Source organism: Tolypothrix sp. FACHB-123 (assembly GCF_014697075.1).
Classification (GTDB): Bacteria; Cyanobacteriota; Cyanobacteriia; order Cyanobacteriales; family Nostocaceae; genus Aulosira.
This window is the reverse complement of the sequence record NZ_JACJRE010000029.1, coordinates 39183-63720: the sequence shown is the minus strand read 5'-3', so window position 1 is coordinate 63720 and position 24538 is coordinate 39183. Positions and strand designations below refer to the sequence as shown.

At 40.1% G+C, this 24538-nt stretch carries 18 protein-coding genes; 7 read left to right on the top strand and 11 right to left on the bottom strand.

Going from position 1 to position 24538, the window contains the following annotated elements; all coding sequences use genetic code 11:
• The first annotated feature begins 713 nt into the window (after positions 1 to 713).
• Positions 714 to 3422 carry a zinc-dependent metalloprotease gene (locus H6G41_RS19285; RefSeq protein WP_190747793.1) on the top strand — a complete coding sequence of 903 codons (2709 nt, stop codon included), beginning with the start codon at positions 714 to 716 and terminating at the stop codon, positions 3420 to 3422.
• Here H6G41_RS19285 and H6G41_RS36090 read toward each other — a convergent pair.
• From H6G41_RS36090 to H6G41_RS35205, 3 genes are all read right to left on the bottom strand, one after another.
• Complete coding sequence (locus tag H6G41_RS36090; RefSeq protein WP_190747792.1) at positions 3369 to 5135, bottom strand: radical SAM protein; 1767 nt, start codon at positions 5133 to 5135, stop codon at positions 3369 to 3371. The two genes, H6G41_RS19285 and H6G41_RS36090, sit on opposite strands and share 54 nt — an antisense overlap.
• A 193-nt stretch (positions 5136 to 5328) precedes the next feature.
• The gene (locus H6G41_RS35210) at positions 5329 to 7437 is read right to left on the bottom strand and encodes a WD40 repeat domain-containing protein (RefSeq protein ID WP_242037978.1); all 2109 of its coding nucleotides are present in this window, start codon (positions 7435 to 7437) and stop codon (positions 5329 to 5331) included.
• A gap of 122 nt (positions 7438 to 7559) precedes the next feature.
• Complete coding sequence (locus H6G41_RS35205) at positions 7560 to 8945, bottom strand: NB-ARC domain-containing protein (RefSeq protein WP_242037977.1); 1386 nt, start codon at positions 8943 to 8945, stop codon at positions 7560 to 7562.
• A 477-nt stretch (positions 8946 to 9422) separates the two neighbouring features.
• On the opposite strand from H6G41_RS35205, the gene H6G41_RS19270 reads away from it, so the two are divergent.
• The 3 genes from H6G41_RS19270 (at position 9423) to H6G41_RS19260 (ending at position 11112) form a co-directional block, all read left to right on the top strand.
• Positions 9423 to 9821, top strand: coding sequence for a hypothetical protein (locus H6G41_RS19270; protein WP_190747791.1), 399 nt, complete (start codon positions 9423 to 9425; stop codon positions 9819 to 9821).
• A gap of 239 nt (positions 9822 to 10060) precedes the next feature.
• The gene (locus H6G41_RS19265; protein ID WP_190747790.1) at positions 10061 to 10282 is read left to right on the top strand and encodes a hypothetical protein; all 222 of its coding nucleotides are present in this window, start codon (positions 10061 to 10063) and stop codon (positions 10280 to 10282) included.
• Between the two features lie 197 nt (positions 10283 to 10479).
• A complete protein-coding gene (locus H6G41_RS19260) occupies positions 10480 to 11112 on the top strand; it encodes a pentapeptide repeat-containing protein (protein ID WP_190747789.1) in 633 nt (210 codons plus the stop codon).
• A gap of 357 nt (positions 11113 to 11469) precedes the next feature.
• Here the strand turns inward: H6G41_RS19260 and H6G41_RS19255 are convergent, their stop codons facing one another.
• Positions 11470 to 12774: a DegT/DnrJ/EryC1/StrS aminotransferase family protein gene (locus H6G41_RS19255; RefSeq protein WP_190747788.1), complete on the bottom strand. Its 1305-nt coding sequence runs from the start codon at positions 12772 to 12774 to the stop codon at positions 11470 to 11472.
• Between the two features lie 526 nt (positions 12775 to 13300).
• On the opposite strand from H6G41_RS19255, the gene H6G41_RS19250 reads away from it, so the two are divergent.
• Entirely contained in the window at positions 13301 to 13696 is a 396-nt protein-coding gene (locus tag H6G41_RS19250; RefSeq protein WP_190747787.1) for a nuclear transport factor 2 family protein, read from the top strand.
• 242 nt (positions 13697 to 13938) lie between these two features.
• Here the strand turns inward: H6G41_RS19250 and H6G41_RS19245 are convergent, their stop codons facing one another.
• From H6G41_RS19245 to folK, 3 genes are all read right to left on the bottom strand, one after another.
• Positions 13939 to 14403 carry a hypothetical protein gene (locus tag H6G41_RS19245; RefSeq protein ID WP_190747786.1) on the bottom strand — a complete coding sequence of 155 codons (465 nt, stop codon included), beginning with the start codon at positions 14401 to 14403 and terminating at the stop codon, positions 13939 to 13941.
• A gap of 258 nt (positions 14404 to 14661) precedes the next feature.
• Positions 14662 to 15210: an NUDIX hydrolase gene (locus H6G41_RS19240; protein ID WP_190747785.1), complete on the bottom strand. Its 549-nt coding sequence runs from the start codon at positions 15208 to 15210 to the stop codon at positions 14662 to 14664.
• An 82-nt stretch (positions 15211 to 15292) separates the two neighbouring features.
• Complete coding sequence (gene folK, locus H6G41_RS19235) at positions 15293 to 15805, bottom strand: 2-amino-4-hydroxy-6-hydroxymethyldihydropteridine diphosphokinase (RefSeq protein ID WP_190747784.1); 513 nt, start codon at positions 15803 to 15805, stop codon at positions 15293 to 15295.
• A gap of 249 nt (positions 15806 to 16054) precedes the next feature.
• On the opposite strand from folK, the gene H6G41_RS19230 reads away from it, so the two are divergent.
• Positions 16055 to 18535: a transglycosylase domain-containing protein gene (locus H6G41_RS19230; RefSeq protein WP_190747783.1), complete on the top strand. Its 2481-nt coding sequence runs from the start codon at positions 16055 to 16057 to the stop codon at positions 18533 to 18535.
• A gap of 117 nt (positions 18536 to 18652) precedes the next feature.
• On the top strand, positions 18653 to 18877 hold the full coding sequence (gene psb35, locus H6G41_RS19225) for a photosystem II assembly protein Psb35 (protein ID WP_190747782.1): 225 nt from the start codon (positions 18653 to 18655) through the stop codon (positions 18875 to 18877).
• Positions 18878 to 18970: 93 nt separating this feature from the next.
• Here the strand turns inward: psb35 and H6G41_RS19220 are convergent, their stop codons facing one another.
• From H6G41_RS19220 to H6G41_RS19205, 4 genes are all read right to left on the bottom strand, one after another.
• A complete protein-coding gene (locus H6G41_RS19220; protein WP_190747781.1) occupies positions 18971 to 19393 on the bottom strand; it encodes a TerB family tellurite resistance protein in 423 nt (140 codons plus the stop codon).
• A 57-nt stretch (positions 19394 to 19450) separates the two neighbouring features.
• Entirely contained in the window at positions 19451 to 20803 is a 1353-nt protein-coding gene (locus H6G41_RS19215; protein ID WP_190747780.1) for a 16S rRNA (cytosine(967)-C(5))-methyltransferase, read from the bottom strand.
• Between the two features lie 33 nt (positions 20804 to 20836).
• Positions 20837 to 22252 carry a glycoside hydrolase 100 family protein gene (locus H6G41_RS19210; protein ID WP_190747779.1) on the bottom strand — a complete coding sequence of 472 codons (1416 nt, stop codon included), beginning with the start codon at positions 22250 to 22252 and terminating at the stop codon, positions 20837 to 20839.
• A gap of 332 nt (positions 22253 to 22584) precedes the next feature.
• Positions 22585 to 24033 carry a glycoside hydrolase 100 family protein gene (locus tag H6G41_RS19205; protein ID WP_190747778.1) on the bottom strand — a complete coding sequence of 483 codons (1449 nt, stop codon included), beginning with the start codon at positions 24031 to 24033 and terminating at the stop codon, positions 22585 to 22587.
• Positions 24034 to 24538: the final 505 nt, after the last annotated feature.

Here is a 24538-nt window from a genome sequence, read left to right as displayed (position 1 = left end):
AATAATCATTGAATTTAATCAATGTTTATCATTGAAGTTTTACATAATAATAAATATGGCAAATTAAGTCTATTTTGAAAATTAATGATTTAGTGAAAAATAGAAGCCAAACAATAAAATAGTAGAGATTTTTGTGCAAAAAAATATGCGTCACAGATGCGTCAAAGCGTATCGGCTTGTCTTCAGACATCACTCTCTCGATAATATGGCTTGAGAGAAAGTACCTTCACGCAACAGAATTATGCTTGGCGAGGAGACGCGCAGATATCTGATTGACTGATGCAAAATATCTTACACAATCTCATTTATGCTTGATCTTTCTTGTCGTGAGAGGTGCTTGGTTTCGTAACTTCTGCGTAAGTCCTATCAGTTACTCATGAAAAATTAGTCATTATTGCTGATGCGCTTAAATGTAGTTCTAAATACAATTTATGCGCGTCTTTTGCTTTTAAATACAAGATATAACTTCAAAAAACCTATATCTTTAGTATGAGAACATATCTACCTAAAGACATAAAAACTTGCTATATAATGAATTTCATCTTATAAATGGATAATTTATTCCCTGACAAACAATTGTTTGTCAGACTGCGGTGGATTTATCGAGTGCGTAGATTCAAATGATTGGGGAAGTATTGGTAAGGCTGGCTGATAACGCATGAATCTACATTTTTTCCTGAAAACGAGAATCGCTTCAGCTGGAAAACTAAAGGATGAAATACTGGATCGGGAAATTCTTAATCTGTTTATTGTTACTGTATAACTGGTTAATAGGAACTAATTACGCAGTCGCCAACCAACTTGCAAATATTGATGTGTCGCAAATTCCCACAAATCCAGCATGGGAAAATATCGCCATTGCGGACAATGTTTTTGGTGAAAGTAGAAAGGAAGATTGGCGACGATTTCGAGAGATAGTCAAAGGAACGGAGAAATTAGAGGGACTATTCACCGTTTATCGCCATCATGAAGATGGAAGCATTTATTTAGAATTGACACCAGAACAGCTGAATAAAAATTACTTAGCGACAGTAACCTTAGAATCGGGATTGGGGGAGAGTGGAATTTATAGCGGGTTACCCCTGTCCGATTTTCTTTTTTATTTCCGCCGAGTCAATAATAATTTGCACTTTGTTGTGCGCAATGTAAAATTCCGGACAGATCCAGGCGAACCAGAACAGCGATCGCTTGCTCGTTCTTTTAGCGATTCAGTTCTTTATGCTATACCAATAGACACCATCGATCCACGGAGTAAAAATATATTGATTAACCTGGATAGTCTGTTGATGCAGGATTTTCCCGGTTTAACTCCCTTATTAAAATACTCTTTACAAGCAGATTATCGCTTAGATGGAAGTAAGTCTTATTTTGATGATGTTAATAGTTTTCCCGAAAATCTAGAGATTGATTATATTTACGGGTTTTACTCACCGGAAGGAGCAAATTTAGTAACATTGCCTGATAGTCGGGCACTTTCTTTAAAAGTCCACTACAGCTTTTCCCAACTGCGAGAAAATAACGGTTATCTACCGAGAATGGCTGATGATAGAGTGGGATATTTTATTACAGCCTTCCAAGATTTCTCAAGCGATCGCACTCAAGAACCATTTGTACGTTACATCAATCGTTGGCATTTAGAACCAACCGATCCTCACGCACCTTTATCGCCACCCAAACAGCCGATAGTGTTTTGGATTGAAAACGCTGTGCCATTAGAGTACCGCGACGCCATTCAAGAAGGCGTGCTGATGTGGAACAAAGCCTTTGCTAAAGCGGGATTCCAAAATGCCATTGAAGTGCGACAAATGCCAGATGATGCTGATTGGCACCCCGCAGATGTGCGTTATAACACTATTCGCTGGTTCAATTCCCTCGATGCAGGTTTTGCCAAAGGGCCGATGCGCGTTAACCCCTTCACCGGGGAAATATTAGATGCAGATATTATCGTCGATGCAGGTATGGTGCGTTCCATTCAGCAAGAATATCGCGCCTTGATGGATGGAAATGCCAGTAAAAACCCATGTGGCCGCTCACTGAGCGAAGTCGAAGTGAGCCAGAAACCAGAAGGGAAGAATTCTCTACTTCTGCCTTCTTCCGAAATTTGCTATGGTAAAGATTCTCTAGATCAAGCAGCTATGGGGGCGTTGGCGTTATCGCTGTTGCAGAACAACACACCCGATAGCGAAGCCATGAAGGAATATGTGCATCAATACTTGCGTTCTGTGATTGCCCATGAAGTTGGACATACTCTGGGTTTACGCCATAATTTTCATGGCAGCACCATGTTAGCGCCCCAGGAATTAAATAACATGGAAATCACCCACACCAAAGGTTTAGCGGGTTCGGTGATGGATTATTTACCGGTGAATATTGCTCCCCAAGGAGAACAGCAAGGTGATTATTTTCCTGGGGTGATAGGGCCTTATGATGAATGGGCAATTGAATATGGTTATAAAATCAGCCCGCAACCAGAAGCAGAAAAAAGCTTTTTAGAACAGATAGCTTTAGCATCGCCGCAGCCAGAATTATCTTACGCCACTGACGAAGATATTTGGGATATCAATCCCTTAGCAAACCTCTGGGATATGAGCAGCGATGTATTAATGTATTCCCAATGGCAAATGGATAATGCCCGCCTGATGTGGGAACGTTTGGATCGGCGTTATCTCCCCAAAGGCGAAAGCTATAGCAATTTGCGCGTCTTATTTAATCGCGTCCTTAGATACTATTTTCGTAACGCTACCTTAGTTTCTCAATATATTGGTGGGCAATCCTTCCGCCGGGTTCATGCTGGGGATGACACCTCTTGGGCTTTTGTCCCCGTTACCCTAGAAAAACAGCGTCAAGCATTGACAAATTTGCAAGAATATATATTTGCGGAAGATGCCTTTAGTTTTTCCCCTCAATTATTAAATCAGCTAGCACCGTCACGCTGGCAACATTGGGGTAATCCCATCCCTAACGATCGCTTAGATTATCCCCTTCACGATCGCATTTTTCGCTTCCAAAGTCGGATACTGCGATCGCTTTTAAATAGCGATCGCCTGACGCGCCTACAAGACATAGAATTAAAAACACCACCAGGGGAAGCTTTAACCATCCCCGAACTATTTGATACCTTACAAAAAGGTATTTGGACAGAAATTTTCACACCAGAAAAACCAAAACAAATTTCGAGTATTCGCCGTTCCTTACAACGGGAACACCTAAATATTTTGCTAGAAATGATGTTACAGCATACTGACGCTGCTGAAGATGGTAGAACGTTGGCTTGGTATGAATTGCGTCAACTACAAACAGCCATTGACAAGCAGCTACAGCAATTTAGCGAAAACCTGGATATTTCCACAGTAGCGCACTTGGAACTGTCACGCGATCGCATTACTAAAGCCTTCAACGCTCAATTGCTTTCTCAGTTGTAAGCTTGAGGGATTGACAACAGCAGGCGGTATGTTGGCAAATTTTTCTAAAGGTGCGATCGTATATCTTCCCCGTTCATCTTGACTGACTAAACCTAAGCCTTGCAAGTTTTTATCAATAAATAACTTTGTAGCTTTACCGCCACAATCAATCTTATGATTAATTAACTGCATGGCGTAGCAAATGGTATCGTAAACTCGCTGGGGATTCATCGCCGTTGTAATCGGTTGATATTCACTCACTGATTCACACAAGCGATAAACACCATGTGTTTGAGATTGGGAATAGCCATAATGCTTGACAGCGCGGGGTAAGAAATATCCAGCAGTAATTGGCTGATTTCCTGAAGGACGTACACAAGAATAGCTACAATCGCCAATTGTATCAGCTGCCATACTCCCTGGCATAAATCGCAGAACATTAAAATTTAAATAATCTGGATTACAAGTTTCAATCCCAAACCTAATTGCTTCTATATCATCTGCAAAAGTGGTTGGTTCATAACCCATGATTTCCGTCTTTGCGGCGTTGAGTTTAGCTTTGGGTAAGCCTAAAATTAAAAAATAACTACTAGGTAACCCCGCTTGATTCATATCCTGAAAAACTCTAGCAATCTTAGCCGGATAATCAAAAGCTTGCTTAATTTGGCTGAGAATAGAGCCATTAAATTTATGATTTGCCAATGATACTTCTGGTAAAATATGCTCAACGCCAAAAAACATATAGACACAATTATGTTCTACTAAATAACGCATCTGTTCGTAGTTAATTTTATCGATGCGCGTATTAGAACCCCAAACAAAGCCTTCTTCCTGTAAAATTTCTGCTTCTTGTTTGGCTGCTTTATCGTGAACTGTAAAAGTATCTACATCTAAATAAACAGCTTCATATCCACGCTGTTTTAATTGCTGTAATTGCCGCCGAAAAGATGCTTCGCTTAACCTAGTAATATAATTACTTTCATTACTTTTATTACAGAAACCACATCCCCAAGGACACCCGCGTTGGGTAAAAAGTTGGGCTGTTTTTAATTGCTTACCATCAGCAGCTTTAAAAATATCCATATCATGTACTTGTGGTACATGAATTAAATTAAAATTTTGGTCAATATCATCAAAATTATTCACTCTTTGGGCAATGGTACGGTGAAAAATGGCATTTTTATGCTCGTTAGAAGTAACGCGATAAAATTCACCATCTTGAGTCATAAAACATAAGCCCGGTAAAGATTTCATTTCTTCATAGAAAGTACCTCTGGCAACTGCATGAGCAATTTCTACAATTGATTCTTCACCTTCACCATCACAAAATGCTGTAATCCAAGGGGTTATTTGAGCAATATCTACAACACTTTTAGTAGCATAGCCCCCAACTAAAATTGGTACAGTTTCTCTACCATATTTTTGCAGTTCTCCAAAAACCTTATGACTATGTATATCAATTTCTGTCCATTGGGTTGTTAAACAACCTGCAAAGATAATTAAATCAGCGTCTCTAACTTCTATTAAAACATCATCAATATTCAAGTCAGGACGTTCTAAATCGAACTGTAAAACTTGAACAAATCCGGCATTTGCTAAACTAGACGCCAAAACGGGTAAGGCTTTGTTGGCACCATTAAAGCTTCTATGTTTGATAAATTCACCAATTAATATAATTTTGATGCAATTAATAGGAGTGGCTATTCGTTGATTTTTAATTTGAGATAATAACACTATTACATACCTGAATTTACTCTTTTTTCATTGTTTGGTTGATGCAGGACTGAGATTAATTTGCACAATTAATTTGTGTTTAACCAAAAAAGATATGATGTATTTACATACATATACTTCAAAACAATTCTGGACAAAAAATTAATCACCCTGGATTTAATTTGGCAAAACCCATTGTGGAAAAGCTTAGAGTTTAATCAATAGCACCCAACATTTTTAAAGAAGCTCTCTCAGCGTCAGTCAAGCCTGTAGTTCCGTGGATATCCATACGTTCGTATAAGCGATCAGATTTAAGCGATCGCACTCGACTACAAGTTTGCATATCCCACAGTTGAATTTTTTCGTCTTCGCTACCACTAGCCAATAACTTACCATCAGGACTAAAAGCCAGAGAACGAATCGCCGCTGTATGTCCCAATTTCAGTATTTCTACACACTCACCTGTATTTACTTGCCATAACATCACAGTGGTATCAGCACCTGCACTAGCCAAAATCTGCCCATTAGGGCTAAATGCCACTGAGTATACAGGTTTATTATGTTCTGTCAAGGTTTGACATGTGCCTGTGTGCAAATTCCATAACTTCACAGTGTGATCTTCGCTACCACTGGCTAAAAGTTGCCCATCGGGACTGAATGCTACCGACCAAATCATGTCTTGATGGTCGTTGAAAGTTTGCATACATTCGCCGCTAGCAATATCCCAAAGTTTAATTTGGCTGTCAGCGCTACCACTGGCTAAGGTATCGCCATCAGGATGAAACGCCACTGTCCATACCCAATGGCTATGACCTTTGATTTTGTTGAGACAATTTCCACTAGAGATATCCCAAATGCGAATGCTGCGGTCTTCGCTACTGCTGATTAAAGTTTGCCCATCAGGACTAAACGCCACAGTCCACACCCAGTTACTATGTCCGATGAGGGTTTTTATACATTTACCATGACGAATATCTGTGATATCCCAGAGTTTAATAGTATTGTCAGCACTACCGCTAGCAAGTATTTGCCCATTGGGATGAAAAGCTACAGAACGAATGCGTCCTTGATGTTCTCGGAGATTGTGACATTCGCTAGTTTCTAAGTTCCACAGGTTAATGCTGTAGTCATCCCGACCGCTGGCGAGGATTTGTCCATTAGGACTGAATGCTACCGAATAAATATCACGGGTATAGCCTTGCAATACATTGAGGCAATCTCCTGTATTTACATCCCACAGTCTAGCTGTTTGGTCGTCACTACAACTAATCAGGGTACGACCATCAGGGCTAAAGGCGATCGCCCAGACTTGGCTATAATGACCTTGTAAGGTTTGCAAACATTCGCTCCGTGCAATATCCCAGATTTTAATTGTTCTATCTTCACTACCACTAGCCAAAATTTGCCCATCAGGACTAAACCGAACCGAGTAGATTTTTTTGCTATGTCCTTGCAAGATGTTCTGACATTTACCTGTAGCCACATCCCACAGTCTCACAGTCAGGTCTCTACTACTACTCGCTATTGTCCGCCCATCGGGACTGAAGGCTACACAGTAGACATCACTGCTATGACCACTCAATGTTTTCAGACACTTACCCGTGGAAATATCCCACAGTTTAATTGTGCAATCGGCACTACCACTAGCAAGTAAAGGACTATTGTTATTAGTGGGAGATGGTTGAAAGGTGACAGACCACACCCAACCATCATGATCGCGGAATGTTTGCTGACAAACTCCTGTATTAATATCCCAAATTTTAATAGTTTGGTCTTCACTAGCACTAGCTAACACAGAACCATCTCGACTGAAAGCTACTGAATAAACTTTATTTGTATGTTCTTTCAGTGTTTTCAGACATTGGCCTGTTTCCAAGTCCCAGATTTTAACTGTGTAGTCAGCACTACCGCTAGCCAAAATTTTGCTGTCTAGGCTAAAGGTAAAAGCCCAAACCCAACCAGTATGACCTGTATAAATGCGAATTTGTTTTGTGTCCGCAGTGCGCCATAGCCTAATTTCGCCGGCCATTAAACCAGTAGCAAACAATTTCCCGTCAGGGCTAAATCTTACAGAAACAATACTAGACATCGTTTCTGTGAATACTGAACCAGTTAAATCCCCATTAGCAAAACTTGTGTCTTGTAAGTTGACATCTTTAAGATAAGCTTGCCAGATAGTCAAACCAGAGAAATCGCGCCCACTTAAATCAATCTGCAAATCTGGCTGGGATTTATCTATTTGCAGTTGTCGCAGGAGATTAATCAAGTTACCACCTGCATAACCTTTTGTTAGCGGTGATTCCTGCTGTAAAGTTCGCAGCATTCGCCGTAAATATGACTCTAATTCTGGTTTTGTGCCAAAAGCTTTGAGTAGCTTTTGCTTAACTGGTTCTAGTATCAGCCGTTCTTGTGTTTGCCGGATATGATCGAGCGATCGCGCCTGAATTAAAGGGTGGTTATTAATAAACTCCGGTTTTTTTTTTCGCTAATCTCATGAGTTACCTGTTCGATATAGCGTTTACTCACATATTCCATCACCACAGACGGCTGACGAAATCTGCTCGCATTTGCTTCTTTTTCAAGTAGCGATCGCCTTAACAAGGACTCCACAACTTCTAATATTTTCGATTCTGCTTCTGTGGTGCGTAATTCATCTTTCATCTGTGTCAGAGAAATATATTCTCGATGAATTGCTAACCGATACATCACTTGTTTTTCTAAGTCTGACAAGCGGTTAAATTGGGTATCTAGTAGGGTGCGAATATCTCCATAAACAATACTGGCTGCTTCAATTTCTGTTAAAAATTCTGTAATGTTATTGCTAAACAAGTCATACACTGTCGTGCCAATTATCTTTAAAGCTAAAGGATTTCCCGAATATTTATCGACTAATTTTTGCAATTGCTCATCAGTACAGTTGCATCCTTTATCCAGTAAAATTCCTCTAGCTGCTGTTAAATCCAGGCTAGATAATTGCAAAACTTTCACTGGTAAATTTTTACCTTCTAGTGCGGCTACTTCTTTAGGTTTTTCCCGACTAGTGAGTAGTAAGCAACTTTGATGATAAGCTTCTGCTACCTTGGTGAAAAAATAACCATAATTTTCATGTCCGGGTTCATATTCCCCAGCCCATTCTTGAGTTTTACCCTCACCACTGCGCAGTACTGATTCGATATTATCTAAAATTAATAAGCATCGATGTTTTCTTAAAATCTCAATCAGTAAAAGTATTTTGTCATTTTCACTAACTCTTAAGTAATCCTCTGAATCATTCGGTAAAAATCTTAAAAGTTGCGTCAGGATATCATCTAAAGGTGGGGCATTACGGAGACTTCGCCAAATCAGATAATCAAACTGTGGCTGCACTTGTTTAGCTATTTTAGCCGCGATTACCGTCTTACCAATTCCCCCCATTCCCAAAATTGCTACCAACCGACATCTGAGGGAATCATCACTAACTATCCATTCCTCTAAGTCCTGAATTTCTGCATTTCTACCCCGAAAACCTTCGACATCAACAGCTTCACCCCAGTCTTCTTTTGATAAACTGACATTTTCATTAATACCTTGATATTGCGCATATAGCTTTTGTTTGAGGTTCTGAATTTTTTTATTCCCGCTTCCTTGTATACCTAATTTCCGGTAGCTTTCTCCTAGTCTTTTTCTAACTGCTGCTTGGGTAATTTTCAGTTTAGTCGCAATTTCTGCACCAGAATCACCTTTTAACGCCAGTATTAATGCATCTAGCTCGGTTTTCGTAACACCATGTTTACTAGCAACTTCTTTAATGAAATCATCCGGAAACAGAGGCATATCAGCTGCGCTCTTCATTACATCTAAGCTCCACACTATAATATTTTATTTATCAGTATGTGAGAATATCTATAGCATGACTATCGAATCTAGAAAAGATTAGCTTGTACCATTTTTCTAGATTTTCTAGTAACTACACGATTATATTACTAGTTGGTAGTTATGCATTTCAGCTTTACCAACAGTTTATACTTATTTTTCTGCCAAAAAATTAAAAAAAAGATAGTCTACACCCAGTGCGTTCTAGCCAGTCAAAAGTTTTTTGTATAAAATCCTACTTGTAGTATAGCTTTTTTATTTATACGTGAGAACTTTCTGACAATAAATATATATTTTTTTACAAAAACTCACCAAGCTCAAGAAATATTCCCATTAGTTACTTGCTTTTTTCAGGCAAATGCATGTATCCTTATATCCATGTACTCTCACGTGAGGTATATGTGAGATATACAGATAAGTTTCAAGTTCAACGGCCAACATCACGGAGCAACTAACATGGACAGCTTCTCACTCTTGCCAGACTTTATCAGAAGTTCCAACAATATCAAAACCGTCTTGAAAATAGGAGAACAGCCTCCAGAACCTTTACCAAGACTCAAAGCGCAAGAAAGAGGTAGCCCCGAAATTTTCGCCAAACCCAAACAGTTTGTAACTGAGTTACTACCAGTCTTTTCGCACATGAGCTTTTTGCTGATTGAAACCTTGGCTGAGACTCAACACGGTGAGTTAATTATTTCCAGTAAAAAGGCTAAATATGAAACCATCGTGGAATTAAGCGGTCATATTAGTCACCGTTACAAGTTGACTCCACAAGAACTGCAAGAAATTCAACAGTTGCATCACTACATCATTGAAAGCTGGATAGCTTGGAGGCAATCACACAAAGGAAAATAATTTGCTACATGGTCAAAGCTACCCAAAGTGAAGAGGATTGGTAGCTGAATCAAGTCATTTACACAATTGAATATCTAATTTTCTGAAGACATTTGGCTTTTGATAAATGAGAAGTTTACAAGCTGGTGGTGCAATTGGCACTGACCGGCTTTTTTAATCCCGGAGGAAATTTTATGCACAGCAATAAACACCATGAAACGTCTGTTGTTCAACTCCCTACTGAAGACAGGAAAAAAGCTATGAAAACCAATCCCCTATTAATTGTCACAGGTAAAGGACTGAAGTATTTGGTATTGGCTATAGCTGGTTTTGCGATCGCTATTGTGGTGTTTCAAGTTTTCGGTGCATTCTCACTGGCTAACAGCTTGCTATCTATTGATGTCTGGATCTGGTTTTTACGGGTTGCAGTAGCGCTATTCTGCTTATTTGCGATCGCCATGATTTTTGAATCTTGGCGTTAAGCTCAATTTACGGTGCTGTTTCAGATATAGCCTTTAGCTCATTCCCATTCAGCTAAAGGCTACAAATTAGCCTCTCATAGGAAAATATTTCTTCTCTAAACCCTATTTTCACAGCCATAACCTCTCAGAGTTGTTGGGTGGTTTTGGTATGCAAGCTCAAAGCTCAATCGCCAACAATCACAAGGGGAATCTCAACTATGAGCGATAACGATTTTTCTTATCAAGATTGGAATGGCTGCGATCGCAAAAATCAAGACCTTTCCTATCATATATTTATCGGTACAAAAATCAATGGCAGTGATCTGAGAGGTTGTATTTTCAACGGTTCAAAGCTTCAGAATGCTCAACTATGCGGTACCGATTTACGTAATGCCAGTTTACGGGGTGCTAACTTATGTAACGCTAATTTAAAAGGTGCTGATTTAAGAGAAGCAATTTTAATCGGTGCTGATCTGTCCCATGCTAATTTACAACACACAAAACTCAATGGCGTTGACTTCAGTGGTACTAATGTCCAATCTGCTTTATTTGGAGGAAGTAGTGGGCTTTCAAAAGAAGTCAAAGAGGCGCTGAAAAGCGGCGGTGCTGTTTTCAGCGATTCACTTGCGACCACAAATATTCAATGGTGGATACAATACGTACTCATACCTCTGACAGCAATTATTATTGGCAGTGGCGGTATTATCGGGTTTTTAAATCAGAATAAAAAGCAGCCTTCTAGTCAAGCAACACCATCATCCACACCTGAATATGTCAAGCAGACATTTCCACCATCAAAGAATGAATTAGTTAATTCTGAGCAAACTCAATCTGCTAGCAAAAAGAAGTGACACACAACAACACTAATCATCGCTCAACGAAGGTATTCCTTGATGATGGAGTGGGTAAGCAACAGAGATACATATCCCGTTATCCATAAACTTATTGTCAATCTTTGTTGCAACTTGTCTTTAGTCAATGAAAATCTCGCTAACTTGAATATAACTCTGTACTGAAATTAAATCGGGGGAGTTATTAGCCATGACAGGAATAATTCTGGTTTCGATTTTCTTATTACTTTGGCTGGTTGGCTTTACACTATTGGCAGAAGCTTGGTTTTTTGAAGAAGAACAAGAGTAAAAGCGTTGTTTATAGCAAATCTCAATTAGTATATGTATTTTGGTGGGTATTGCCCACCAAAATACATATTAAGAATGAGTATATATTGGTGTATTTTTGGCTTGATTAACTGATGATATCTGCCGGAAATATTGCCGAATTACTTGTATATTCTTCTCGATTTGTTTTTGCGAATAGGAAGGATAGGTAGGCAAATAAAATAGTTCTTGCTCAACTTTTTTCGCGTTCGGACAGTCTCGATAAAATTCTTGAAATCGAGGCGAATCAGCAGTGCTAGTAAAATGTCCAGCCGCGATATCTCGATAATGATTGTACATAAATCGTAGCAGATCGTCCCGACGAGAATATTGCACGGGGAACCAAAGATAAGTATGAGAGCCATCCGTCCGCAGAGGCGGCAAAATTAATTCATCGATATCTTTTAATCCCTCGTAATACAACAGCGCGTTATCAACTCTCGTCTTAATATCACGATCGATATGCTTCAGTCGTAATAACCCAAGACGAGCCTGAAATGGTGTGTACCATGACTTATATATCTCAGGTAAATGTTCTGCTGGTTGGCTTTCTTGGGGTTTTCTGCGAACTTTTTCGTTGACAACTTCAAGATTTTTGAGGTAGCTCAATCGCAGTATCGGGTAGGTAAATAACTGGAAGATAATAGGAGAGCTAGCAATATCTTGAATCAATCCTGTTTTAACTTTGCCTTGAATACCAGGAAGCGGTGGATAGGTAAAACTTTCTAAATCAGCGCGGATTTTTTCTACTACATCTGTGCGGTTGGTAATGACTGCGCCTCCCAGCCAGGTAGTTAAATTTTTATGCATTTCAAAGCTGAATACACCAACATCGCCAATTGCTCCCACAGCTTTTTCTTGTTCGTAAACGCCAAAAGATTGAGCGCAATCTTCGATCATTGGAACGTGGAAGCGATCGCAAATTTCTTTAATTCGGTGCGCTTCCGCAGCCAATCCGTGCAAATGCGTAATCAAAACCGCTCCCGTGTTCCGGTTAATCAAACGCTCTACTTCTGTAGGTGAGATATTACAGGTTTGGCGATCCACATCAGCAAATACAGGACGCCCCCCCGCAAAAATCACCATATTGACTACATCCGCAATCGTATAAGGAGACAAAATTACTTCTTGTCCCGGCTTAATTAAAGCTTTAACAGCAAGATATATCCCCACTCGACATTGATACACGCAAATTGCATGTTGAGTAGCAAACCTCTCACATAGCGCCTTTTCAAACAACTCAATCTCTTTTTTGTCTTGCTTTAATCGTCCTAGGAGGACATAACTTAAAAACAGCAGGTAGCTGTTCAAATTCGTATACAAGCGATTCTTTGGCGGAGTCCCAAAATTTCGCATAATTTTCTCTTGTCCTCTAAAACTTGAGTTCTCAAAAACTGCTATTCTTCGCTATTTTTTTGATACTTAGCAAACAAAATGCTCATATAATTTGTCATCAGTTTAATACACCAAACCGGATAATACTGAGGTTTTTTCGGATTTCTACCGCTTTCTTCATCAAAAATTTATATTTTATTCAGTAATACTACGGAATTATCTATGTTTGTAAAGATGGAAATTAAAAATATGTGCGAAATAACTGCTTACTAAACAGCGAAAAAGCAGTTATATAATTTAAGTGCGATCGCCTGATGTGAAAGTTAGTATTGGGCATGAGGTATAAAAAATATAAATGTTCACCATAAGATTTCTGCCAAAACATGGCGTGAAGGTTGATGTGAAAATTTTGGTTGAATGTTGACAGTTGACGATGGGCTAGGAATGAACAAATGCAGCACAAGGTTGATTTTCCTTAGCTTGCGGTAGGGTTTAATTAACATGATGTATAACTTTAAATTAAATTTATATACAGTTGGGAAATCCGATGGTAACAGATTCAGAAAATACTTTAAAAATTGCACAGCAAGGATTTGAGCATTTTAAACATGGTCTAGCAACCGGCGAATGGCAAGAATTTTTAGATATGCTGACAGAAGATTTTACCTTTTGGTTTCCCATAGGTAAATTTTCCGGTTGGAATCACGGGAAAGAGCGAGCCAAAGAGTTTTTTCAATATGTTTCTGCGGCTTTTAATCAGGGTATAAAGCTGACTGCTTTAGACAGGATTACTAGTAGTCAAACAACAGTTGTATTTGAATTTCGGGATGAAGCGCTATTATTCGGACAACCTTACAAAAATCGGGTAGCAGTATTTTTTGATGTGCGTGGAGACAAAATCTGCGCCTATCGGGAATATTTTGGTAGTGATGGTAAATCTTAATTAATCATCAAAAATCGTAATTTAATACCCATATATCCCTAGGGGCTGGGTCTCCCCGCCCTTGACAAAATAGCATTGGGAATTGAGGATTAGGCATGTTTCCCATGCCCCATACCTTTGAAAATCTATTAGGGAACTCAAAAAAATAAATTATTCCGTTCAAGTCGTTGACGGTTGACGGTTAACAGTCAACTGTCAACAGTGAACAATAGTAATGGAATATTTTTTTACTTGGAAGTCCCTTAATTACTATCCAATTTAGGTTGATTAATTTCATTGCTTTTAGCCTCAGCGGCTTGATATGCATCCAAATAATTTTTCCCACCCAACATGACATCACCATAATATTCATAAGGTGGGTCACCATAAATTGGTAGGGGGTCATCTTCTGGATAATCTTCTTCAGATTCTTCGATAATTGCTTTAAGTTTCTTTACAGAAAAGCTTTCTGCGGGAAAGTAGTAAAGATGCTCTGGTTTTTTTTGCAGATGAGGTAGGTTGGGATCGACAATTGACTCTTCTAATTCAATCCAAGCATGTTCAACAGGTCGGTATGGCTGACCGGGAAACACTAAAAACCCCTGGACATACTTTGCTTTCTCCGTCGCCAGTGCTGCTTTATAAGCATTATCAAAAATTTTTTTGGCTTTGCTTTTGATGCGTTGAGAAATTTCAACCGAAAGCGCGGCATCCAATGGTTTATTCATCGATCCCAACTAGTCAAGCAGCTACTTCAACATCGTACCACTCACAGGAGGAAATGAGGACTGAAGGTAACCTCGTGGAGGCGATCGCCTAGTTCCAGAACCTGTGTGAAACTTCGTCTGTATAACTACTGGGGATGAGTCGATGACGAGGGTATGATACGTATCGACTCAAATTGTTATAGACGCTCATTTTGTTAGCCTATTCCCAGCCTGCACCTTAGGCGTCACCAATTGCTAATTCGATGAGCATATCTACAATTAAATTAAGAAAGGACGAGCTAACAAAAAGCTAGAAATCGTTTTCGCATCTACTGGTTCGCCATCGATAAAGGCTTTCTCCAGTTCTTCAGGAGTGTAATAAAGAACTTCGATATCCTCATCTTCTTCTTTTTCTGGCGGTGTCTCTAACTTTTCTAAATCTCTCGCCAGAAAAGCATAGAGAATTTCATCAGAATATCCAGGAGCTAGAAAAAACTCTCCTAATTTATCCCACTTTTGGGCACGATAACCAGTTTCTTCTTGAAGTTCTCGCTGTACTGCTTCTAGGGGATCTTCATTGAGTTCTAAAGTACCGGCGGGAAATTCGATGATTCTTCCTTGAATTGCAAAGCGGTACTGGCGCAACAGTATCAGCTTACCATCCGCTGTCACAGGCACAGCTAGCGCACCACCGGGGTGACGAATACATTCCCATTCGCCCTCGGCTTTGTTAGGTAACCGCAAGCGATTAACTTCAAAGTTAAACTTGCGTCCTTTATAGAACAAACGTTGTCTCAGCAGCTGTGGTAATTCTCTACCTAGTGGCATAGTAAAATTGTGTGTCTTTAGATACACAGGTCAACTCTAAGGCTTGTTAGCTCTAGGTTTCCTGGGTTTATGGGGTGTAATTTTAACTGCCCATCAATAAATGTACATCAGAACAGTTAACCTCTTTAACCAAATCTTTAATAACACATCCAGATACTGGTTCAACCCAATTCGGAGCAATTTCCGCTAAGGGAACCAAGACAAAAGCCCGCTCCCGCATTCGCGGATGGGGGATTTGCAGGGTGGGTGTATCAATAATTAAGTCATCATATAACAGCAAATCTAAATCTAGGGTACGGGGGCCCCACTGCTGTTGACGTACACGCCCAAATTTTTGTTCGATTCCTAATAATGTTTCTAATAACAGATGCGGTAGCATGAATATTTTCACTAAAGCGCAGCCGTTTAAGTAATCTGGTTGTGGCGGGCCGATGGCTTTAGTTTGATACCATTGAGATTTTGCTTGGAGAAAAATACCTGGTGTGTTGGCTAAAGTGGCGATCGCAGCTTCTAAAATTTCTTGAGAATCGCCAATATTACTACCAAGAGCGATCGCCGCAATCACGCCTTTGGTGAGCGTGCCAGTTTTTGACATGCTACTCGTCTTTGTGCTTATACCTGACGGCATATTTTTTAGTTGCTAATCACAGTATTTTAACTGTGACAAATTAATAAAATTTTGTATTAATATTTACGGGATCAAATTTAAAGAATTCCAAAAAATCATTGTATTTTACTGAATTCACTTGTTTATTTATGGGATATTATACTAACACAAAGGTGATACGCTAACCCCGATCGCACTGGTGGTTAGGTAGCAACTACATTTGAGCGAGAAACTAACGTGAGGAAACTAACCTCCTGGTTCAAGCAAGGAACAACTGATTTAAGTGCATCTGACAAGGAGCAACCACGATTGTCCCCTGGTAATCATCTCGAAAACGAAGAATCTGTCCAAGAAGAATCTATAAATGAGAACTTACCACCAACAAAGCTGGGAAAAGGAAAGCGAGTACTCAGCCAGATGCAACAAGTCTCATCTGGAGTAATTGCTAAACTATCCACCAAAGAAAAACCCTTTTATCGTCGCCTTTGGTTTTGGGGAAGCTTAAGTATCGGTGGTGGGATCGTCGCCTTTAACTATGGGATTGCTAGCATAGACAAGACTTTGCCAGATAAATCTGAGTTAAATGCTGTTGTCCGCCAACAAACATTGACCATTAAAGCGGCGGACGGTAGTATCTTGCAACAACAAGGTGAAGCCGCCAGAGAACAGCTAAAACTAGAGCAAATACCAGATAACTTGAAAAAAGCTTTTATCGCTTCCGAAGATCGGCGATTTGAGCAACATCAAGGCGTCGATCCCCAAGGTATAGTCAGAGCAGTTTGGAATAACTTGCGATCGCAAAATGTTGTCGAAGGCGGTAGCACTATTACCCAACAGCTAGCCCGGATTTTATTCATCAAACAAGAAAAAACCATCTGGCGCAAACTCAAAGAAGTCCGACTAGCGCAAAAGATGGAGCAAGAATTAACCAAAGACCAAATTCTCGAGCGTTATTTGAATTTGGTGTATTTGGGCGCAGGTGCTTATGGTGTAGCCGATGCCGCATGGGTCTACTTTAGTAAATCGGTAGATCAACTCACCTTACCAGAAATGGCTACCATCGCCGGTTTAGCACCAGCCCCCAGCCTCTACTCCCCAGACAGAAATCCTCAAGCCGCCAAGGCTAGGCGAAATTTGGTATTGCAGCGAATGCAGGAAGATGGCATTATCACCGCCGCCGAAAGGGAAGCAGCCAGTAGCGAAACTCTCACCCTCAACAGCAGTTTACCAAAGCGACTGCAAGTAGAATTTCCCTACTTTACTACCTACATTCAACAAGAACTGCCCAAGTATGTTTCAGCTGATGTGTTAGCGGGAGGGGGTTTAGTGGTAGAAACCACCTTAAACCCATCTTGGCAAAAATTTGCCGAAGAAGCAGTAGCCAAAACCCTGCGAAATCAGGGACGCTGGGAAAACTTTAAACAAGCTGCAATGGTGGCCATCGATCCCCGCAACGGGGAAATTCAAGCAATGGTTGGTGGTAAAGACTTTGGTAAGAACCAGTTTAATCGAGTTACTCAAGCCCAACGACAACCAGGCTCGACATTTAAAAGCTTTGTTTATGCAACGGCGATCGCTTCTGGTAAGAGTCCCTATCATAGCTACCTCGATGCCCCCTTTGTTGTCGATGGCTATGAACCGAAAAACTACACTGAGAAATTCCGGGGCTGGATGACCATGCGCGATGCCCTCACCAGTTCCATTAATATCATTGCGGTGAAAGCATTAATCGATGTGGGATTTGAGCCAACAATTAAACTTGCCCAAGAAATGGGCATTAAGTCCCAACTCAAGCCGACATATTCCCTAGCTTTAGGCTCCAATGAAGTCAATCTGCTGGAATTAACTAGCGCTTATGGTAGCTTTGCCACCCAAGGCTTACACGCAGAAGTTCATGGTATTCGCCGCGTGCTCAACCGCCAAGGTGAGGTAATTTGGTCAGCAAATTTCTCCGGCAAGCGGGTGCTTGATGCGGATAGTGCCGCTATCATGACCTGGATGCTCCGCAATGTGGTAGAAGCTGGTACAGGTGCTGCTGCTCAGTTAAATAATAGACAAGTAGCTGGCAAAACTGGTACCTCCGACGAAGCCCGCGATTTATGGTTTATTGGTTACATTCCCCAACTTGTAACTGGAGTTTGGTTAGGAAATGATAACAATCGCCCCACCTGGGGTAGTAGTGGTAGTGCAGCTTACACCTGGCACGAATTTATGGAACAAGCCGTAAAAGATATGCCAGTAGAAAAGTTTCCGGCACGTCCTAAACTGGAAGGTCGTAAAGCCACTATTAAAGCTAAACCCCTCAAACCTAGACGAATTGTCAATAAAGCCATATCATCGCCGGATGATGAGGACAATAATAACGAAGAACGTTCATCAAGAAGACGCAGATATTCGCAACAAGACCAACAAGAGGAAACTCCCAGACGCCGGAGACGTTATTACCAACAGCAAGATAATGACACATCTTCATCTTCATCTCGCAGAAGGCGAAGATATCGCAGTGAAGAATCAAGCAACAGCGGTAATTCTTCTGAATCTCGTTCCCGACGGCGCAGTCGGCGGGTAGAATCATCTGAGCCTTCTACACCTCGTAGATCCAGGCGATCGCCATCATCCTCAGGTGGTAGTTCATCTGGTGGTAGCTCATCTGGTTCCGGTAATTCATCACCAACACAACCTTCTTGGCGGGAGAGACTTAGACCATCATCCCAATAACTGACTGATGATAGTTAGTATTTCTACCTTTTGATTCAAACTCATGGAGGATGTTTAGGTGTTACGCTCATTTTATAGTCTGTTAAGTAGCGATACCTAAAATAGGAGAATATACTCATGCTTTTATTGATGCAGACAGCAGCAGAAGCCGCAAATGGGCCGCATTTTCCGTTTGCTTTTACCTTTGTTTATGTATTTGGTTTTATTGCTGCTGTCACCATTGGTTCAATCGCCTGGTACAACTCTAAGCGTCCCCCCGGTTGGGAAAGTAAAGAACGCCCTGACTTTGTACCCCAAGTGAAAAAAGAAGAAACTCCGGGTCTAGGCGAACCGAAGTCATAAGTAGTGATGAGGCTGAATTAAATGAGCGAATTTTAAAATCATCAACAGGCGCGATAAACCGCGTCTGATTAACTCAACAATCATATATCTCGATTAATTTTGCACTTCAACCCAACGCCGATAAAGCTTTTGAATTTGTTTGAGTAAAGTTTTGTGGGCTGATTGGGTTGACTCGCTAGCTTTAGTAATCTCCTGTAATTTTGTCAAGAGTCTCGCTTCTTCGATCGCCACGTCGCCGTCGCTGTAAATTAAACCACTAATCGCTTCAATCAAGCTGACGCAATCTTCAATACTAGGGCGATCGCCCAAATATTCTTGCACCCAGCTATAACACTCTTTTGGCTGTACCGGAACTAATTCGTACAACCAAGGCTTAATTTCTGGATCGGTAGCTAAACCTTTGGCTTGGGCTATTTCCCTCAGGTATTGCCTTTCTTCCGGCTGGATGACACCGTCAATCCAGGCTGCACCGATCAGGATTTTCACTAAGTTTTTCACATTGGAATCAGTAACCATGCTGCATCCTCTGGGAGATTTTAACCTCGATCAAATCCTACAGTCTCGTTACAGTAATCACCCGGAATCATTAGTTTTTCTTAAGCGAGCCAGAAAAAAGCCATCCATATTATGCCGCTGCGGCCAGACTTTGCACCAGCCTTGTGGAGTGGAATAGTTAAATAGTGGTGAATCTGGACTCGGAGGTTCTATTTTCCAATTGGGAGACTCCGCTAAAAATTGGGAAATTACCGCTTCGTTTTCTGCTGGGTGTAGGGTACAAGTAGCGTAGACTAAAACGCCGCCACTCTTGACAAAAGTTGCAGTGCGTGATAATAATTCTTTTTGCAGTTGAGAAAGTTGCTGGACTGTTTCTGGTGTTTGTCGCCAACGCGCATCAGCATGACGGTGGACAGTTCCCAAACCAGAACAGGGTGCATCGAGTAAAACTCGGTCTGCGGTATTAGTAAATTGTAAGAACTCGCGACTGTCCCCAGTAAAGATTTCTATAGATTGTAAATTTAAACGGCGTGCATTGTCTTGGAGTTTTCGCAGTCGGGAAGCAGTGCGATCGCAAGCCCAAACTTTTCCTTTATCCCCCATCAATTCCGCGATGTGAGTAGTTTTCCCCCCAGGTGCAGCACAAGCATCAATTATTACCTCACCTGGTTGGGGGTCAAGTAAATGGCTGACTAATTGGGCGCTACTATCTTGGACAACCCACCAACCTTCACGAAAACCAGGTAAATTTTGAATCGCGCCACTGTTACTAATTAATCGTAAAGCTTGGGGTAAATGAGGCAAACGCTTAACTAACACATCAGCGTATTTTAACGCCTGTTCCACCACATCTATAGAAGTGCGTAGCGGGTTGATGCGTAAATCAATGGTGGGTGATTGATTCATCCATTCACATAACTGTTCTGCTTCCGCAAAACTCAGTTGTTCTAGCCAGACTTGAATTATCCAATCTGGAAAGCTGTGTAAAATTCCTAACCGTTCTGCCGGATTTTCTGGTAGTTGTAAGGGTATTTCCCCATTTCCCTCTGCTTGTCTAATATATTGACGCAACATCCCATTGACGAAGCCTGTTAATCCGGGAAAGCCGTTTTCCTTAGCTAGTTGAACTGTAGTATTTACAGCCGCAGAAGCCGGAATGCGTTCTTGATAGCACAGTTGGTAAAAACCAAGATGCAGGATTGTGCGCAAGTCTTTTGGTTGTTGGTGGGCTTTCTTTTTACCAAATTGGTCAATTAAAGCGTCAAGGGTGCGTTGTCGTCTAACGCTACCATAAACTAATTCTGTGACTAAACGGCGATCGCTATCTTGTAATTTAACTTTTTGCAGCGCTTTATCTAGAGCCACATCAGCATAAGCCCCTTTATGCACATCTCGCAGGGCTAAAAATGCTATTTGACGAGGATTAGTCATGGAAATATTTAAACTTTTATAGAAATTTTTAATTTACAAATCGCAACTTCGGGAAGCATTATTTAAATCAAATTCGCCAAAACTAATTAATTCTAAATAATTAGGCTGACGCATTAATTCTTTTGCCAATAAAAACCCAGTAATTGTCCAAGTTTGATATCTTCTAGCTTGTTTACCAATTAACAAACCTCTTGTACCATCATAATATTCTGGCCATTCATCTTCACTCAAGCGAGATTGAGCGATCGCAATTGCACGTTGAGCAAGACTTATGTTACCTGTTTTTTGTGCAGCCGCCGTTAATAACCATAATAAAACAGGCCAACTGCCACCATTATGATATGACCAAGGTATATTTTTAGGATCGCAGCCTGTAAAAATTCTATATTCTTCTTTTTCTACAGCGGGAAAACAGATTTTCATGGGCATTTCTCCCACTAGATCGTCCCATTGTTCGCTGATAATATTCATTATTGCTTGTGATTGGCGATCGCTAGCTAAAGAACAAAGAATCGCCAGCAAATTCCCCAGCGCAAAAAAGCGAGTATCGAGTTGCGATGGCCCCACATTACCAGCTAGATAACCACCTTGTTTTGGTAGCCAACGCGCCAACTTAGCATAAGCAATTGAATCTGCATAGATATTAAATTGATTAACTGCTGTTTGACCATATTCTTCACCCTTAAAGCGATAAATTACATTCAGCCGATGTATATCTATCCAATAATGATGGCGAATATGTTCTTGTAATAAAGGTAAGCGATTATCAATACCTCTAACAATCTCTGCATCTCCAGCACAAATTAATAGCTTACGCGCAGCCCGCAAAGCGGCATAAAATAGAGATTGAATTTCTAAAGGATACCCATAAATACCCAAACGACGGTGAATCATACAAGCACCATCGGGAACTAATAGGGTTGGGTACATATCAAATCGAGTCGCCAAGCAGAGTTCCATGATTAACATAATTCCCTGTTGAAACTCAGGCTGCAATGCAAATTTTATATCTTTACTAGCTTTGACATAGGCATATAAAATAATAATCCACCATAAACAGGAATCTACAGGTGTCACGCGCGCGATCGCTTTTTCGCCAAAATCAGCTTCTAAAGATTCTTGCTCATTATTAACTACAACTTTGAAGCTGGCTGGTATTAAACCGCGACCAGGGGTGTAAGCATTTAATTGATTTTGTGTAGGTTGTAATTTTAAAGTTTCTTCGAGGAAATTACGGACAATATCATACCTACCTTTGATCAGAAAAAGTAAGGCTGAGGATACAAAATCTCGCACAAAACAATGATCGTAATTTAATCCTAATTGTGATGCTTCGCCAGCAGCGATTGTACCTATAGGACGCCCTTGATAGTAAACAATCGACTTTTCTAGTAATTCCCATGCTTGTTTCTCTATCTCATTAGAGATTAATAAATCATCTCTTTTCATTGCAATTACCACTCCATTCTTTGGGAATTTTGGTAGTAAATAATACTTTTATTTTTTTGATTAGTGCAATGCTTTTTTACGGATCAATAGAGACTAAAATATATAGTTACTGAGCTTTTATCAGCACCCATCCAGCACTATATTAGATTATTTATTCTTTCAGCATAGCCCAATTTTTTGGGTTGATTCATTTTCTTTAACGATATATTCTGAAAACTATCGTAGAGAACAATCTTGCAAAAAGAAAAGCCCCTAGAGGTTACAAAGGGGCTTTGAAAATATTGTTTATGCTGAACAATTAGTTAATTTGTAGCAGTAATCAAACCGTGCTGTTATCGAGGCATGTATGGATCTATACTGTTAATTTCAAACTCACATGCTCGAGAAATAGCTTCTGGGGATAATTCATCAAAACTCACCAATCGTAAATAGCTGGGGTTAGCTATCAGTTCTTTTGCTAATAAGAAACCAGCAATTGACCAAGTTTGATATTTCCTCGCTTGCTTACCAATCAATCGACCTTTTTTACCATCGTAATATTCTGGCCATTCATCTTCACTCAGACGTGGTTGGGCAATTTCAATCGCCTTTTTACCTAACTCTGTATTGTTCGTTTTCACCGCAGCGGCTGCTAACATCCACATCAACACAGGCCAGCTACCAGCATTATGATATGACCAAGGAATATTTTTTGGATCGCAGCCTGTGACAATTCGATACTCTTCATCTTCTAAGGCTGGAAAACAGATTTTCATTGGCATATCTCCGACTAAATCTTCCCAACGTTCAGCAATCAGAGTCATAATCCCTTGCGATTGTTCGTCAGTTGCTAAATCGGAAACGATCGCCATCAAATTACCAAGAGAAAAGAAGCGTGTATCTAGTTGTGAAGGGCCAACATTACCAGCTAAATAACCACCTTTTCTTGGTAACCATTTGTCTAATTCATAGTAAGGGAGAGAGTCTACATATATATTGAATAAATTGACTGCGCCTTTGCCATATTCTTCACTTTTGAAGCGGTAAATTGCATTCAGTCGATTGATATCAATCCAATAATGTTGACGAATATGACCGCATAAAAGTGGTAGACGATTATCAATTGCGGCTACAACATCTTGATTACCTTGGCAAATTAGTAATTCACGAGCAGCACGCAAAGCCGTGTAGAATAGAACTTGAATTTCTAGCGGATGACCATATATACCCAAACGACGGTCAATCATACAAGCGCCATCTGGAACTAAGAGCGTTGGGTACATATCAAAGCGATTCGCCAAGCAAATTTCCATAATTAACCTGATACCGGTTTGGAATTCAGGTCGATAAGCTAGAGAAAAATCCTTTGTAGCGACTATGTAAGCACGCAATAAAATAATCCACCAGAGACAGGAATCAACAGGTGTCACGCGCGCGATCGCATGTTCGCCAAAATCAGCTTCTAAATATTCCTCTCCATTGAGAGAAACAACTTTAAAGCTAGCCGGAATTAAACCTCTTCCTGGCTTATATGCATCTAAAGCCCTTTCTTTAGGCTGTAACTTTAAGGTTTCTTCCAGAAAATTACGGACAATTTCTGATTTTCCCTTAATCAGAAAAATTAGCGCCGAAGAAACAAAATCTCGGATAAAGCATTGGTCGTAATTTAGCGCCTCTACAGACGGATCGTATGCGGCCAAAGTGCCAACAGGACGACCTTGATAATAGAGAATCGACTTTTCTAAGGCTTGCCAAGCTTCTTCTTCTATATTTTCAGCTATTACCAATTCGTTTAGTTGCATCGCCAGAATAACTCCATAAGGACTGTAAATTTGTGGTAGATGCGTTTTGATTTATGCTGCTATTGCGATCATAACAAAGACGATTTTTTCAATAGCAAATTGGATTTGGGAATAAATAATGAACTTTAAAAAATATCTGTAACTGCCAATATGTTTTGCAGATTGACTGACAGTTAATAATGCTTTATCAGCAATGAGCGTATTGGTGAATGACAAATTTTTATCTTTCACATTCAGCAATAATATTACTTTTATGGCAGTTACGCAAAATATATTTTTAAATTTTTGATCTAGCTTTTCTCTCTAGAAGGCTTGATATGACAATAAAAAAATATATTCCTAGTAATGTTTAAGATTTAACTTAAAAATTTCACTAGTTACAGTATCTGTATTAAGCAGGATTTAGTTTTTACAACTACAAAATTATTTTATTCCCCTATAACTTAATAATTTATAATGTTTTTTCAGAATGTGCAATATGGATAATTAATTTTTTTCCAAAATC